This window comes from Klebsiella grimontii, from assembly GCF_042137965.1.
GTDB classification, from domain to species: domain Bacteria; phylum Pseudomonadota; class Gammaproteobacteria; order Enterobacterales; family Enterobacteriaceae; genus Klebsiella; species Klebsiella grimontii.
Genome location: NZ_CP169721.1, coordinates 4,525,644 through 4,539,213 on the forward strand (window position 1 = coordinate 4,525,644; position 13,570 = coordinate 4,539,213).

General features: G+C 44.8%; 14 protein-coding genes, 1 tRNA gene and 1 pseudogene. 5 read left to right on the forward strand and 11 right to left on the reverse strand.

Annotated elements, in window-relative coordinates:
* Nucleotides 1–178: 178 nt before the first annotated feature.
* The 3 genes from proB to ACE3MN_RS21255 all read left to right on the forward strand — a co-directional run bounded on the left by proB (nucleotide 179) and on the right by ACE3MN_RS21255 (nucleotide 2,734).
* Complete coding sequence (gene proB, locus ACE3MN_RS21245; RefSeq protein WP_004099297.1) at nucleotides 179–1,282, forward strand: glutamate 5-kinase; 1,104 nt, start codon at nucleotides 179–181, stop codon at nucleotides 1,280–1,282.
* Between the two features lie 10 nt (nucleotides 1,283–1,292).
* Nucleotides 1,293–2,546, forward strand: coding sequence for a glutamate-5-semialdehyde dehydrogenase (gene proA, locus ACE3MN_RS21250; RefSeq protein WP_049085721.1), 1,254 nt, complete (start codon nucleotides 1,293–1,295; stop codon nucleotides 2,544–2,546).
* A gap of 112 nt (nucleotides 2,547–2,658) precedes the next feature.
* Nucleotides 2,659–2,734, forward strand: a tRNA-Thr gene (locus ACE3MN_RS21255).
* Between the two features lie 448 nt (nucleotides 2,735–3,182).
* On the opposite strand, the gene ACE3MN_RS21260 is transcribed toward ACE3MN_RS21255, so the two are convergent.
* Genes ACE3MN_RS21260 through ACE3MN_RS21275 form a run of 4 tightly spaced genes read right to left on the reverse strand, consistent with a single transcriptional unit; the run spans nucleotide 3,183 to nucleotide 4,419 of the window.
* A complete protein-coding gene (locus ACE3MN_RS21260; RefSeq protein ID WP_064278254.1) occupies nucleotides 3,183–3,398 on the reverse strand; it encodes a hypothetical protein in 216 nt (71 codons plus the stop codon).
* Nucleotides 3,395–3,580 carry a hypothetical protein gene (locus tag ACE3MN_RS21265; RefSeq protein WP_023320404.1) on the reverse strand — a complete coding sequence of 62 codons (186 nt, stop codon included), beginning with the start codon at nucleotides 3,578–3,580 and terminating at the stop codon, nucleotides 3,395–3,397. Before ACE3MN_RS21265 ends, ACE3MN_RS21260 begins: the two co-directional genes overlap by 4 nt.
* Entirely contained in the window at nucleotides 3,581–3,844 is a 264-nt protein-coding gene (locus ACE3MN_RS21270; protein ID WP_023320403.1) for a hypothetical protein, read from the reverse strand.
* Complete coding sequence (locus ACE3MN_RS21275) at nucleotides 3,844–4,419, reverse strand: hypothetical protein (RefSeq protein ID WP_224251089.1); 576 nt, start codon at nucleotides 4,417–4,419, stop codon at nucleotides 3,844–3,846. Before ACE3MN_RS21275 ends, ACE3MN_RS21270 begins: the two co-directional genes overlap by 1 nt.
* Nucleotides 4,420–5,698: 1,279 nt before the next feature.
* Here ACE3MN_RS21275 and ACE3MN_RS21280 point away from each other — a divergent pair.
* The gene (locus ACE3MN_RS21280) at nucleotides 5,699–6,016 is read left to right on the forward strand and encodes a hypothetical protein (RefSeq protein WP_072060716.1); all 318 of its coding nucleotides are present in this window, start codon (nucleotides 5,699–5,701) and stop codon (nucleotides 6,014–6,016) included.
* A 46-nt stretch (nucleotides 6,017–6,062) separates the two neighbouring features.
* On the opposite strand, the gene ACE3MN_RS21285 is transcribed toward ACE3MN_RS21280, so the two are convergent.
* The 4 genes from ACE3MN_RS21285 to ACE3MN_RS21300 form a co-directional block, all read right to left on the reverse strand.
* The gene (locus tag ACE3MN_RS21285; protein ID WP_052954250.1) at nucleotides 6,063–6,425 is read right to left on the reverse strand and encodes a protease inhibitor I42 family protein; all 363 of its coding nucleotides are present in this window, start codon (nucleotides 6,423–6,425) and stop codon (nucleotides 6,063–6,065) included.
* Between the two features lie 338 nt (nucleotides 6,426–6,763).
* On the reverse strand, nucleotides 6,764–7,387 hold the full coding sequence (locus ACE3MN_RS21290) for a recombinase family protein (protein ID WP_137963390.1): 624 nt from the start codon (nucleotides 7,385–7,387) through the stop codon (nucleotides 6,764–6,766).
* Between the two features lie 375 nt (nucleotides 7,388–7,762).
* Complete coding sequence (locus ACE3MN_RS21295) at nucleotides 7,763–8,680, reverse strand: abortive phage resistance protein (RefSeq protein WP_089191221.1); 918 nt, start codon at nucleotides 8,678–8,680, stop codon at nucleotides 7,763–7,765.
* 154 nt (nucleotides 8,681–8,834) lie between these two features.
* Nucleotides 8,835–10,037 carry a tyrosine-type recombinase/integrase gene (locus ACE3MN_RS21300; protein ID WP_089191222.1) on the reverse strand — a complete coding sequence of 401 codons (1,203 nt, stop codon included), beginning with the start codon at nucleotides 10,035–10,037 and terminating at the stop codon, nucleotides 8,835–8,837.
* A 657-nt stretch (nucleotides 10,038–10,694) separates the two neighbouring features.
* Between ACE3MN_RS21300 and ACE3MN_RS21305 the strand changes: the two genes are divergently transcribed.
* Entirely contained in the window at nucleotides 10,695–10,994 is a 300-nt protein-coding gene (locus ACE3MN_RS21305) for a putative quinol monooxygenase (protein WP_102649600.1), read from the forward strand.
* A 148-nt stretch (nucleotides 10,995–11,142) separates the two neighbouring features.
* Here the strand turns inward: ACE3MN_RS21305 and ACE3MN_RS21310 are convergent.
* The 3 genes and pseudogenes from ACE3MN_RS21310 to ACE3MN_RS21320 all read right to left on the reverse strand — a co-directional run.
* A pseudogene (locus ACE3MN_RS21310) lies at nucleotides 11,143–11,359 on the reverse strand (transposase); the annotation flags it as partial.
* Between the two features lie 86 nt (nucleotides 11,360–11,445).
* Nucleotides 11,446–12,819, reverse strand: a complete 1,374-nt coding sequence (locus tag ACE3MN_RS21315; RefSeq protein ID WP_142385536.1) for a DUF6602 domain-containing protein — start codon at nucleotides 12,817–12,819, stop codon at nucleotides 11,446–11,448.
* Nucleotides 12,820–12,846: 27 nt separating this feature from the next.
* Complete coding sequence (locus ACE3MN_RS21320) at nucleotides 12,847–13,536, reverse strand: hypothetical protein (protein ID WP_102649598.1); 690 nt, start codon at nucleotides 13,534–13,536, stop codon at nucleotides 12,847–12,849.
* Nucleotides 13,537–13,570: the final 34 nt, after the last annotated feature.

Below are 13,570 nucleotides of genomic sequence, written 5' to 3' on the forward strand. Positions count from 1 at the left end.
CTTTTTATAAAAAAGGGGATTTAATTATTTCCGTCATGAATGTGTCACGTTTCCCCGCCAGAATGCCCGATCCGCGCAAGGAAGTGGTTCGTCCACCACGCCAGGTGTTGGCAAGCGGGCTGACTCCTGTTACAACATCAACTCGATATCGAAACTCCTTTTTGAACGGCAGAGAATCATGAGTGATAGCCAGACGCTGGTGGTAAAACTGGGCACCAGTGTTTTAACGGGCGGATCCCGCCGCCTGAACCGCGCCCATATCGTTGAATTAGTGCGCCAGTGCGCACAGCTGCACGCGATGGGCCACCGAATTGTGATAGTGACTTCCGGGGCGATAGCCGCCGGACGTGAGCACCTCGGCTACCCGGAACTGCCCGCGACCATCGCGTCCAAACAGCTGCTGGCAGCGGTTGGTCAGAGCCGTCTTATCCAGCTGTGGGAACAGCTGTTTTCTATTTATGGCATTCACGTCGGCCAGATGCTGCTGACACGCGCCGATATGGAAGACCGCGAGCGTTTCCTTAACGCCCGCGATACCCTGCGCGCGCTGCTGGATAACAACATCGTGCCGGTGATTAATGAAAATGACGCCGTGGCGACTGCCGAGATTAAAGTCGGTGATAACGATAATCTTTCGGCGCTGGCGGCGATTCTCGCGGGCGCAGATAAACTGCTGCTGCTGACCGATCAGCAGGGCCTGTTTACCGCCGACCCGCGCAACAACCCGCAGGCCGAGCTGATTAAAGACGTGTACGGTATCGATGACGCCCTGCGCGCGATCGCGGGCGACAGCGTATCGGGTTTAGGTACCGGCGGTATGGGTACCAAGCTGCAGGCCGCCGACGTCGCCTGCCGCGCGGGCATCGACACGATCATCGCCGCCGGTAGCCGTCCGGGCGTGATTGGCGACGTGATGGAAGGGGTTTCCGTTGGCACCCGCTTCCACGCCCAGGAGTCGCCGTTGGAAAACCGTAAGCGCTGGATTTTCGGCGCGCCGCCGGCGGGCGAAATTACCGTGGACGCCGGCGCGACCCAGGCGATTCTCGAACGCGGCAGCTCCCTGCTGCCGAAAGGGATTAAAACCATCACCGGCAACTTCTCGCGCGGCGAAGTGATCCGCATTCGCAGCCTTGAAGGCCGCGATATCGCCCACGGCGTCAGCCGTTATAACAGCGATGCGCTGCGCCGCATCGCCGGGCAGCACTCGCAGCAGATCGATGCCATTCTGGGCTATGAATACGGCCCGGTCGCCGTCCACCGTGACGACATGATTATCCGTTAAGGAGCTGAAAATGCTGGAACAAATGGGCATTGCTGCCAAAGCGGCCTCGTATAAACTCGCGCAGCTTTCCAGCCGCGAAAAGAATCAGGTGCTGGAAAAGATTGCCGACTATCTTGAAGCGCAGACCGAAGAGATTCTGCGCGCTAACGCTGCGGACCTGGCGGAAGCGCGCGCCAACGGTTTAAGCGAGGCGCTGCTCGATCGCCTGGCGCTCAACCCGGCGCGCCTGAGCGGGATTGCTAACGATGTTCGTCAGGTCTGCAGCCTGGCCGACCCGGTCGGTCAGGTGATCGACGGCGGCCTGCTCGACAGCGGCCTGCGTATCGAGCGTCGCCGCGTGCCGCTGGGCGTAGTGGGCGTGATTTACGAAGCCCGTCCGAACGTGACCGTCGACGTCGCCTCTTTGTGCCTGAAAACCGGCAACGCGGCGATTCTGCGCGGCGGCAAAGAGACCTGGCGCACCAACGCCGCCACGGTGAAAGTGATTCAGCAGGCGCTGCAGGAGTGCGGCTTACCGGCGGCCACCGTGCAGGCGATTGAGAGTCCGGATCGCGCGCTGGTCGGCGAGATGCTGAAGATGGATAAGTATATCGATATGCTGATCCCGCGCGGCGGCGCAGGTTTGCACAAGCTGTGCCGCGAGCAGTCGACGATCCCGGTGATCACCGGCGGTATCGGCGTTTGCCATATCTATATTGACCACTCCGCCGACGTTGCCGAAGCGCTGAAGGTTATCGTTAACGCCAAAGTGCAGCGCCCGAGCGCCTGTAACTCGGTCGAAACGCTGCTGGTACATCAGGATATCGCCGAACGCTTCCTGCCCGCGCTGAGCAAGCAGATGGCGGAAAGCGGCGTCAGCCTGCACGCCGATGCGGCCTCCCTGCCCGCGCTGCAAAACGGCCCGGCCAGCGTAGAACCGGTGAAAGCGGAGCAGTATGACAATGAGTATCTGTCGCTGGATCTGAACGTGAAGGTGGTGGCCGACCAGGATGAAGCGGTAGCGCATATTCGCGAGCACGGCACCCAGCATTCCGACGCCATCCTGACGCGCACCCTGGGCAACGCGAACCGCTTTATCAACGAGGTGGACTCCTCGGCGGTGTACGTCAACGCCTCTACCCGCTTTACCGACGGCGGCCAGTTCGGCCTCGGCGCGGAAGTGGCGGTCAGCACCCAGAAGCTGCACGCGCGCGGCCCGATGGGCCTGGAAGCCCTGACGACCTATAAGTGGATTGGTTTCGGCGACGATACCATTCGTGCTTAATGCTAATTGGGTGATGCAAAAGTAGCCGTTTGATTCGCAAGGGCATTGACGCATCACCCACTTAGTTTTAACCTTCTATCCCGTGCTTACGTTCGTCAGCACCTCTTGCAGGGCCGATATAGCTCAGTTGGTAGAGCAGCGCATTCGTAATGCGAAGGTCGTAGGTTCGACTCCTATTATCGGCACCATCACTTAAAAATCCTTATAAATCAATAATTTAGACTTAAAAATCTGCCTTTTATTCATCTATAAGAATCGGTAAATCATCCCTCATAACTGCCGTTATGGTTGATATGGCAATTGGGATGTTAACTGTAACGGCCTGTAGTTGTACAGCTCGAACAGGTACAAGCTTAACTCGAAGCTGATGACTTCCAATGTCTCAAAATTGCCCAATAAACGCTTAGAAGTCACGCATTCAGCCCCGATGCCCCTTACTGAGGGATAAACAGGCTTATGGTGATTCTCGTCCCTGTAAACGATATACAGGCTCTATCTCCGGCTGGCTCACGGTTCCATATGGATACACGAGCGTCCTGATAAGATGGCTTTTGAGCGTACATGATGAAGTCGCTAAAGCTCCCGTTGATTGGTATCACCAGCCGGGGCTAAATGGCTACTATTGTCTTTTAACGTCTAAGCAGATTTTTCAAGCAGATGAACAAGAGCGATGTGATGTCGCTGCTTATCACTACACCCTGCAATACCGTACCGCTTAACCAATTCATAGCTGACCCTATCCAGCCTTTTCAGTAGCTGCTCAGGTAGCGATAAGACCAAATTAAAGGCTACGGGGGTAAGCACCTCTTGCTTATCATTTTGTTTCAGTGGGTTGAATGCGTAAAGGTTCATTGTTCAGTCTCCACATTTCGTAGCATCTCACCAATTGCCAGTATTAGACGCTGTTCTTCTGACTTAATCCCGTCACCGATTCGGTTTGCCAGCCTTTCCAGTTTTCCCAAATAAAAAGGGTGAAGGTTCAGAACTACGTTTGCTCGTACTTGCTGACCATGTTCATTGAAGAATTGATTCATTTACAGTCCTCCTGTCATTTTCCTGATTGCCTCTTTCAGGGCTGCATCTCTTTGCTGTTCAATTGTTGGCGGCTTAGGCTTGACCTTATACGTGGTGACCGCTTTAGCTGGCTTCAAAGTTGGTTTAGGCTTATTACCTGAAGCAAGCAGCTTATAAGTTGATTCACTGATTTCTGCTTGACCGTTGAAATATTTGAATTCCATTGAGTCAGTAAGATGATTATAGCTGCCACGTTTGGACAGCCCTTTCATTGGAATACTCATTATTCGGTTACCTCTTCAGACTCAGTTACAATTACGTTTAAATAGTTTTCAAAGGATTTAATTGAATCCAGAGCTTTACGGGCTTCAATCACAATCTTGTTTCGCTGGTGGACAGCTTCAACTGTTTTCACTTTCAAACGCTCAATCATTTTATCAATGGTTGATTCAGCCTCTGCTGTAGCTTTATCTGTAATTTCCTGTAGAGGATTATCTTTAGCGTTCTTAGGCATACGAATAAAGGTAACCATTCCAACAGATACACGGTGAACCATATAACCTTGTTCAGCCATGCTTCGAATCACCTGTTGCTGGTTAGTTGGATAAACCTGCTTCACAATGAATCCGTGACGTTCTGAAGGATTAGCCAGATATTCAGCGGCTTTCTGATTAATCAACACTGAACGAGATTCTACAGCATCCTGATATTCAGATTCAGCTTTATTCATTCTGTCAGTAGCCTGTTGTACCTTTGGGAAATACAAGCGTTCAATATGCTGGCGCCGTTCAAAAGGTAGCAGATGGTTAATACTTGCGATGGGTTGGTTAATTGATACGGCTTTATTCAAGGTTGTCATTAGTAACGCTCTCGTGAAATTCAGATACAAAAATACACCACACAGGCCGTCTTTTACGTAACTCGTGTAGTGTCATCTGGAATGTGTAAGGGGTTGGCTAACCTGTCTCCGAGGAAGGATGCCACAGGAAAGCCATTAATTTGTTAGGAAATCAATCCAATATAAAAATGTTAACATATTGTTAAATTCTGTCAAGGGGTTTCAGTTTTCTGACAAATAGCTTTAATGATTTCATACCGTCTGGTTTTAGTCATCATACGAGGCGGGGTGTAACCAGAGGGAGGTGTAATTCCTGTTAATTCGGAAAGGCTCTTATACTGCATGTAGAATTGATGTGTCTTTTCCGCTACAACGATAAAGTATTTCTTCATTCATGTTAATACTCCTGAAACAGGAAAGGTCACCCCCCATAATAAAACATGAGAAAGTGACCTTCCAGCTATTCTCATCTATCTAAGACCCTGTTGACCGATTTTGATAAATGAGCATTACTGTATTATTATCATACGAGACTGTGTTTTTGTCCAGTGGTATTTTGTTATTACATTAATTGATTAATGGTTATTACTGGCTGAGTGGATGAGATGACAGAAATACATATTTAGCACTTTTTGCTATTGACGGATTTTTTACGATTGATATAATGCATTAAGACCTTTACAGATTATCTTTAAAGTTTTCTGATTATTACTAATTGAATACTACAATAAGAAAATGGCTTACGCCAAAAGCCATTAAAATCTTATTATCTCTTCAAAGATACTTAAATCAATACCTTAAAGATTACTGTTAAGATGTGGAATCACCAATCAAGGAATAGTCCTTTCAACATTCGCATGGCTTCGCGTTGTCATGCTTCTTGCTTTCGCCTTGTAATCTATTCAGATAGCCTATCAGAATCCCTCAGCGAGTGCTAAACCGGCTCAGATTACAATTGCATCAAACCATCATCTTTGATAGAATAATCAGTCTATTAGGAGATGAATGTGAAACATCGGAAACGATGTGGTAATCCTGCTGTAACGGCTCATTTAGTTGAGTTTGTAACAGATTCCAGTAAGCCCACCCGATTAGCAAATCATCAAATAACAGACCGATGAACGGTGAAGGATTCACACCCCAAATGTGACCAACCTACAGCTATCACTTATTATCGGTTCCAATCGCTGCCTACACCCTGAAACAGCAGCACATAACGCTTACACAGCAAGGGTTTTTCTTTCACTGGTGATTTCTGCTAGTGGACTTGATTAACTTTTGAACATGGACAAACAGTGTTATGAGCGTTCTACCTTTCGATTTAACTGATAAGGCTATTCAGCCAACTAATCAATTCATCTTTCTGACTGGTACAGAAGACTTCACCATCCGAAAAACTGCTGCTGCAAAGATTGCCAGAGCACGTGGTCAGCGTTTCTTTGTTCACATCTGCAAGAGACATGGTGCTAGTGAACATTATTCAAGCTGCATGGCTTGTGTTGAATGCCAGAAACAATGGTACAGGGATAACGGTAAGCATAAGCCGGATCCAGACATCAAACCTTTTAGCTCTGCCTATACAATTGCAGCGGTATTTTTCAAAGGTATTAGGCTGTGAGTAGATGATACATCCCTCCCTGCGAAAACAAAGAGGGAGGGCAAGATTACTTAATCACAACTTTAACTTCTTTTTCCTGCCAGCTTGATTTGTTAAATGACTGACCGTAAATGAGTTTTAGTGTGCTTTCCCCTTTCTTTTCACCAATGAAGTGAAGCACTTCTTCACCACCGCACCCTACGGCACCTTTCGGACAGTCTTTTGACTGCTCATATCCTCCAGAAACGAAAATCAATCCGTCAGGAAGGTCTTTAATCATCCAGCCGTAACCCGTAGTCGGATTGGACTCAAGGTATAGTTTGACATCTTTACCGACTTCACCTGTTACAGTAGTGGTTTCATTTGCAGCATTGGCTGTTATAGCAGCAGACATCATAACTCCGAAAACAACAGCTTTAACTTTGTTCATGTTACTCTTCCTTTTCACATATAAATCGACCAAAAAACCAGTGATACAACAATATCTGTTTTTCCATCTGCATGATTGAATCATGGCAGACTATGAATCCATCTCGAATGGCATTAATCTTATTTTTCCCAAAATTGGGTAAGGTCGTTTGATAGTCCAATATTTATACACTATGGAACATATCTATGAGGGTCTGGAAGATTTGATGAGCAGATGAATACCTGCTTAGAAGGCGAACCTGAGAAAGTAGCGGTTAACAAGCATTTTTTTGACATATCTGCAATGAAATCAATGAGAAAGCCCCGCACAAAGCAGGGCGTGACTCTTCACAAGTCAAATTAAGCCATCTCTTTGAGACTCTTACTGACCTTTGCCACCGTTGCCCTTGAGCAATTCACCGTTTCCATTACGTCACTGTAGGACATACCAGCCTGTAACAGCCTGGCTATTCTCTCATTGCGCTGTGTGTCCTCTGGACGGCCTCTGTACTTACCGTCTGATTTGGCCTTTACAATGCCCTGAGCCTGTCTTCTCTTACGGTCTGTGTAATCCTTTCTGGCAATAGCGGCGAGCATGTCCAGCATCATTCCGTTTAATGCCTCAAGCATTCTGCTGGTGAACTCATCCCCTGACTGAATAAGCTGGTGGCTTGTTGGCAGGTCTAAGGCAACGACTCTCACACCTTTCTCATTAATCAGTGACCGTAACTTGTTCCAGTCTTCACCGCTCAAACGTGACAGACGGTCTACCTGCTCGACTAAGAGAACATCTCCCTTCTGTGCAATCTCAAGCAGTCTGAACAACTCAGGGCGCTGTAGCGATGCACCTGATTCATTCTCTGTGAAGTAGCTTGAAATGGTCATACCGTTGGCTGTAGCGAATTCGTCCAACTGACCTTTGGCGCGTGTTGCGTCTTGCTGAGTGGTGGAAGCTCTGAGGTAAGCGTAGACACGTGAAGTCATGATAGTGAACCGTAGCAGTCTGTTTAAGATGGTTCAATTATATCAGTCTGTTTTGTGTGGTTCAATAAATCATTTTTGGGGTGAACTGGTTCAGTAAATCGGTGCCTCTTGAGGTATACCTTAACCAGACTGGAAACAGTGTGTAAATTACCAGTAAGTTCACTGTAATCACCACAGAACAGAAAAATGGCTTGAGGTCAGGACTGGCAAGCCATCGAAGAAGAAAATATGGGGTGTGAGAAAACTGTTAATCACTGTTAAAACAAAGAATAACCATTCAATTTAATCAGTGTACGCGGGATATCGATGTATAACTATGCACTTTTCATGAATGAAAAAGAAAGGCCGTCAGATAATAGCGGCCTTAACTTGATGTCAGACAGGAATGTTAAAGTAATGGCAAAGCGCATTGGTAAGAACAGCAGGAGCCACTGCGCCAGCGATTTTAAGCCCTCCAGTGAAAGCCTTTCCCGTCATCTTACCAATCCAAGCCCCAAAGCCCTTTTCAACTTCACCTTTTGAAGTCGGTTTATCAGTCTGTTTAACAAGCTGCTCCAGTTCTATGACATCAGCATCATCCAGCCCATGCTCTTTTAGCTGACGCGCAAGGGAGTTAAAATCACCTGAAGTAATACTGTTCTGTTGGTGAATATCTCCTGTGTTACCAGCACCAATAGCACCAGCATTATGCACGTTGCCGTTAAAGTTATTAATATTGTTAACAGTCATTGTTGCAGCCTCTTTTTTCTCTGCTTGTGAGAATAATAAACCTTCGCCTAAAATCCCTTTACTTTCTAATAATAAGGCCCAATCAAGTATCTTTGATTTCACATTGGAAAGTATTTTTGTAATCTGTGCTGGATTTATGCTCCATGCAAGGCGAAAATCACAATCGCTCGCTTGCTGTAAAAAGTTATATTGCACAGGGGGTAAATCACTGTATAAAGTCTGATTACTTTTAGCGAACTCTACTAACATAGAAACAGAGTTGGTGAGATGTAATGTTGTTAGAATTTCATAAACATCACGGTGATTTTCACTCATATCACCCAACTGAAATGGAATCCACCCAGCATATGGGTTATAGGCTCTAATAGGAACGTTTTTGATAACCCTGTATGCAGGGAGAGAATCAAATGAAGGATAACCATTTATCTCGTGCTCAAGCCAGTCTGAAATATCTTGTAAGCCAAGTTTTACTGATATCATTTTGGCTCGTGAAAGCAGCTCTTCAATATCTGTAGAGCTTGAGCTTGCAATGTCTTGTAATTTCAAGACGGGGGAATTGTTCATAGGCCACCACTTCTCGTGTAGTAGAGGGTTCATTTTAGCTAATGGTTTACAAAGTGTAACCAGTTTTTACGTTGATTGCCTCTATATCCACATGCTTTTTCAGTGACAAGCTTGAACCGCCAGCCAGAGAAAGCACTGACTGCTGAAGGTCAAGTTACAGGTCAAAATTGACCTTTTCCACGTACTGAGCAAGCTCTTTGAGTGAAGCCCCATGACTGTAAGTCTTGAAAGACTCTGTGCTCCCCCTCTCGTGACCTACAAGAAGCGCTATCCGGTCTTCAGGCACTTTGAGACGGTCAAGTTCAGTGATGAACATACCACGCAATGAGTGAAAGACCCTCCTCTCTGTTTCCTTCTCGCCTAAAGCCTTTCTCTTTGCTCTGGTGAATTGCTGTGTATGCCATGTAGAGCGCTTACCATCAGCCCTGTCTGTTAGCGCTGCATGTCTGAAAAGAAACTTATCCGTATGGTTTTGAATCAACTTATCAATAAGCACGTTAATTGAAGGATGAACGGGAACTAACCGAGCTGCATTCTTTGTTTTGCCTTTTGTGATGCGTAAACACCTTACGTTTTCCTCTGTAACAATATCATCAGTGGTGAGGCTACAAATTTCATTCAATCTCATCCCTGAATAAAGACCAATTAAGGTAACCTGTTTCATTTCTTCATTAAGTAACCTAAAGACTTTGCTTAACTCAGAAATAAGGAAAGGTTCATAACTATCATGTGAACTTTTGGCCTCTAACCTGTGCCCTCTGAAAGGATTATCTTTAGGCGCATCGTGATAGCGATTCTTTGCAAAATCGAATAGTTGAGCCAGTGCGCTTATATAGTTTTGTAGCGTTTGAGTTGCTTTCTCTTTTTTCAGTTGGTCAAGCCATCCGGTTACTACCGTTCGGTTAATATCCTGAAGCTGTGAATCACGTTGCTTAATGTGAGAAAGAATTAACTCAACGGCTTTAGTTATCTTTGAAAGCGTTGTTAGTTTGCGTTTATCGCTATATTGCAGCAAATAAAGGTCACGTATTTGTATCAGTGTAGGACAGCGCTCGATATTAGCCCCGTAATTCACTGGTGATTCCTTTGCAAAGTTGCTGATTCCACGTAGTTCATTGATTATCTGCTCAACCTTTGAGCCGTTTTGTTTTGGCTTGAGCTGTTCCCTTAGCTTGATGAACTCTACCGCTACAGCATCCCTGAAAAGCCTTGCTTGCCTGATATCTTTGGTGGCTGTGGATTTCATGTAGTAGCGCTTACCGTTGAAGTAAGGCTTCATGTAGGACGGTATAACGATTCGCACCATGTAAACCCCGCAATGGTCGAGAATCAGATATCTGTCACGCTTGTAAGTCATGTAAACCCCTGATATTTTGTCGGGGCAGTTTCAGGGTTGATATATACCTTTTGTTGCTGGTGAAAAGTCTAATTAACTAAGGTTAATCAATCAGTTAGCTAGGCTTTGTAGATAATTCATTAGAGTCTGCGAAGGTCGTAGGTTCGACTCCTATTATCGGCACCATCTTTTCTAATAAAATCATCTATTTACTATTGCATTGCTTTGCTTTTTTGACACGAATGTGCATTTTTGCGCGTTGTGAGTATGGCAAAATTGTGGCATGTACAGTGAGATTGTTTGTGGCTCAATGCAAAGGTATGCTTACAGCATGTGTTACCGTGTCGCTCCCGCCTGTCTTGTCTTTTGGGCAGTATTGCTACTTTGATGGCTTCTGGTTACGGATGTTGTCAGTCCAGTTCACTGGCTGCACGGATGGGTCGAAAAGATGTTACTGCAAAAACATACATTCAAACACGTTTAGTCGACCATTTCGGTATTTGCATTCACTTGGCTACCCACTTACGTTTTACTTGGTCATCTCTAACAAAAAAATGCATCCAACACCCTGCTATTGACAGGCAGCTTTGAGCGAGAAACGGACCTTTTGTTTGAAATAGCTATTCAGACTGGCACTATCCCTCAAAAGCCCTAGCCATTTTTAATGAAGGAGTTCACATGCTAAAGGTCATTGCCGAAGATTTTATCAAAACCGAGTGCATCGACACCGTTCTACCTTTATACCGCGAGCTCATCGCGGCAACGAAGCGAGAGCCTCTTTGTATTGCTTATGATTTGTACCGGGATGAAAAGGATCCGGGGCATTTTATTTTCATTGAAGAGTGGCCTGACCATACTGCACTTGATGCGCACTGCGCCAGCGAGCATTTCACTCGGCTAGTACCTTTGATTGACCAATATGCGCGTAAAGCTGCGCAGTACATCCTAATGGATAGTTTGGTGGATCCTGAGAGATAAAGCCCATTTCTGACACAGGAAGGACAAACTAAAAGAGCTTAAGGTCCGCTGTGAGCGAAAAGCGGAGGTTCGCAATCGAGTCGGAACGGGAATTATTAGCATTGGCGTGTTTTATCAAAGGGGAGCACTTCACCCTGTACGGCCCACAGGTTAGCCGGAATACACTTTTAATCACCGGGACAGTCGTGATGGCGAGGCCAGAATAGCGCTGAGGGTGCCCACGTGATGAAGGTGTTGCTGGCCTGAATAACCTCATCATCCAGCCTGAAAGTCATGGAGCCCCTGTTGATAAGGGCTTTGTGTAGGTGAGACAAGATGAAATGGTAAAGCCAGAAGTAGAGTAACCTCAGTAAAGTTTTTGGCATAAATTTTCCCTAAGGAAATTACTCTGTATTACTGATGAATACGCTAATTAACATCGTAACCTGACGAAAGTGGACTTTTCACCAAGTCAACTTAAAATGATGCAATGAATAATTCCTGCATTATCTTCACTATTATCACACCATGACTTTAGCCGCTGAAATTGACTATCTATGAAACCATACTCATCAAAATCGCATACATATGTTGTATGATGAATTGTGAGCAAATTACTACCGTTAAGTGCAAAATATGATGTAGATATTAGCTCCGCAACCACCCCATCAAGATCAAATCCTTTTGTATCAAACATAATTCTATTTTCATCATTTACTATATATCCATCAGGCATTAATGGCAATTTACGAACTAAATGTATTGCTCCATTAGAAATTCTTAGCGGCTCATATTTTGAAGGTAGAAACGATTTTAATTTTTTCGAGGAAAGCTCGAATGACCTATAGTACCAACCTAATAACTCATCTTTTTTAAAAACCTTAGCATAAAGTAATGGAGCTAATCCTTCGACATGATCATCATTGCCCCATGGCATACTTATATCGAACTGAATAGATATTTTACTCCAAATTAATTCAAGCATAATCCTAAGTGGGTTATCTCTTCCCGAAGCTATAACTGCCCAGTCATTTTTATTCTTTTCTTTTGAAAAGGAATAAGGAAGACCATTTGTTTTCACTAACGAAAACTCGTTTGCAGTTATTAGAGTCGGAATACTATTTATGCCTCTAATCATGTTAATTGAATCTGCTTTTTTTTCTTCCTCTTTTTTCTTTTTCTTCGTAAGGTTTTTTAAATAATTATCTTCATCTAAATAATCCAGAAAGACATCTCTCAGGCCTTTCTCTGATTTATATCCCCCATACCCGTGAATAATTGTCACTGGCGCCAATTGTTCAATTACTAACGAGTAAAACAACACTTGACTTTCCTTATCTAAATAAAAAATATCATCGTAGCTGCTTGGGCCACTTACACCTGTTATTTTTGAAAAAATTTCCGAAGCCACATTTATATTTGGCCTCAACTCCATAGCATCCATTTTTCCCGAAAAAAATTCGCCATATTTCTTTCTTAGGATAGCTAAATGTTCATATGCATCGATAAAATCATCTTTGTTGAGAGTTTTCTTTACTTCAAATATTGCTAATACATTTTCTATATCATATATATATTCATCCGTTAATCCATATTTATCCCCCTTGCCTTTCACCAACATGCAATCTATCTGATTGGGTAGTTGCTCTTCCCCGACGCGGATGAATCCGCTAACAACAGAGAGATTCAACCCCTTAGGGATTGAAAATGATTGGTTAATACCGTGTTTTGTAATCTCCTCGTAGGCTTTCCCCAACGTTGGCATATGTGGCATGTTGATGCTTTCAAGTTTATCTTGTTCTTCTTTTACAAAAGCACTTAAGAGTTCTGTCGCTTCAACAATCATATTCATTTATCCTATTGTTATACACTATTAGTCCCATACTACATGGCAAGCTAAGTAGCCATTTATTATTATCTTTACCCAATCGCCATCGGACTGACCTATGGCATATTGATATCGTCCGTTCTGCACGACTAACCAATTCTCAAAAGCGCTGACCTTACCTGAGAGCACACTGACAAACGCTCGGCTACCAATCTCTGGATACAGATGACTTGAGCTTAACGAGAAAAACATTTCTAATTGTTCTTTAGTCATGCTAGGCAACGGGGAAATATCTATAAATGCTGGTTCATCAATGCGTTGAATGCCAAGTTCATAAGCAATATGTCCACGGGCAAGTTTTAGAACAACCTCTTTAACACTTCCTTCTTCTGGCTGCCAAAATAGATTTCCGTGACGATCAGCTTGTTTTCCATTCTCAATTGTACTTGCAATCGATGGTCTAGCATTAAGGATGACAAATATCTTCGGCCGAAACTTTTCGTTAGGAATCGTAGTACCGTGCATCACGCACTCGATCAGACAAGCAATGTACTCTTCGGCTGCCGAGAACCCCTGATTGCAGGAGGCACATGATTCCACAACGGGTAAGTTCTTCGGATATGGCTCATCCAACAAGACCTTTGACGGTACGTGGTCACGTGAATTTGGCGTACCACCGCAATAGGCGCAAATGCCCTTCATACGGTCATCAATAAATAGCTTCTTAGGGTCCATATGTATAACTCATACCTAATGGGTGTGAAGCAAA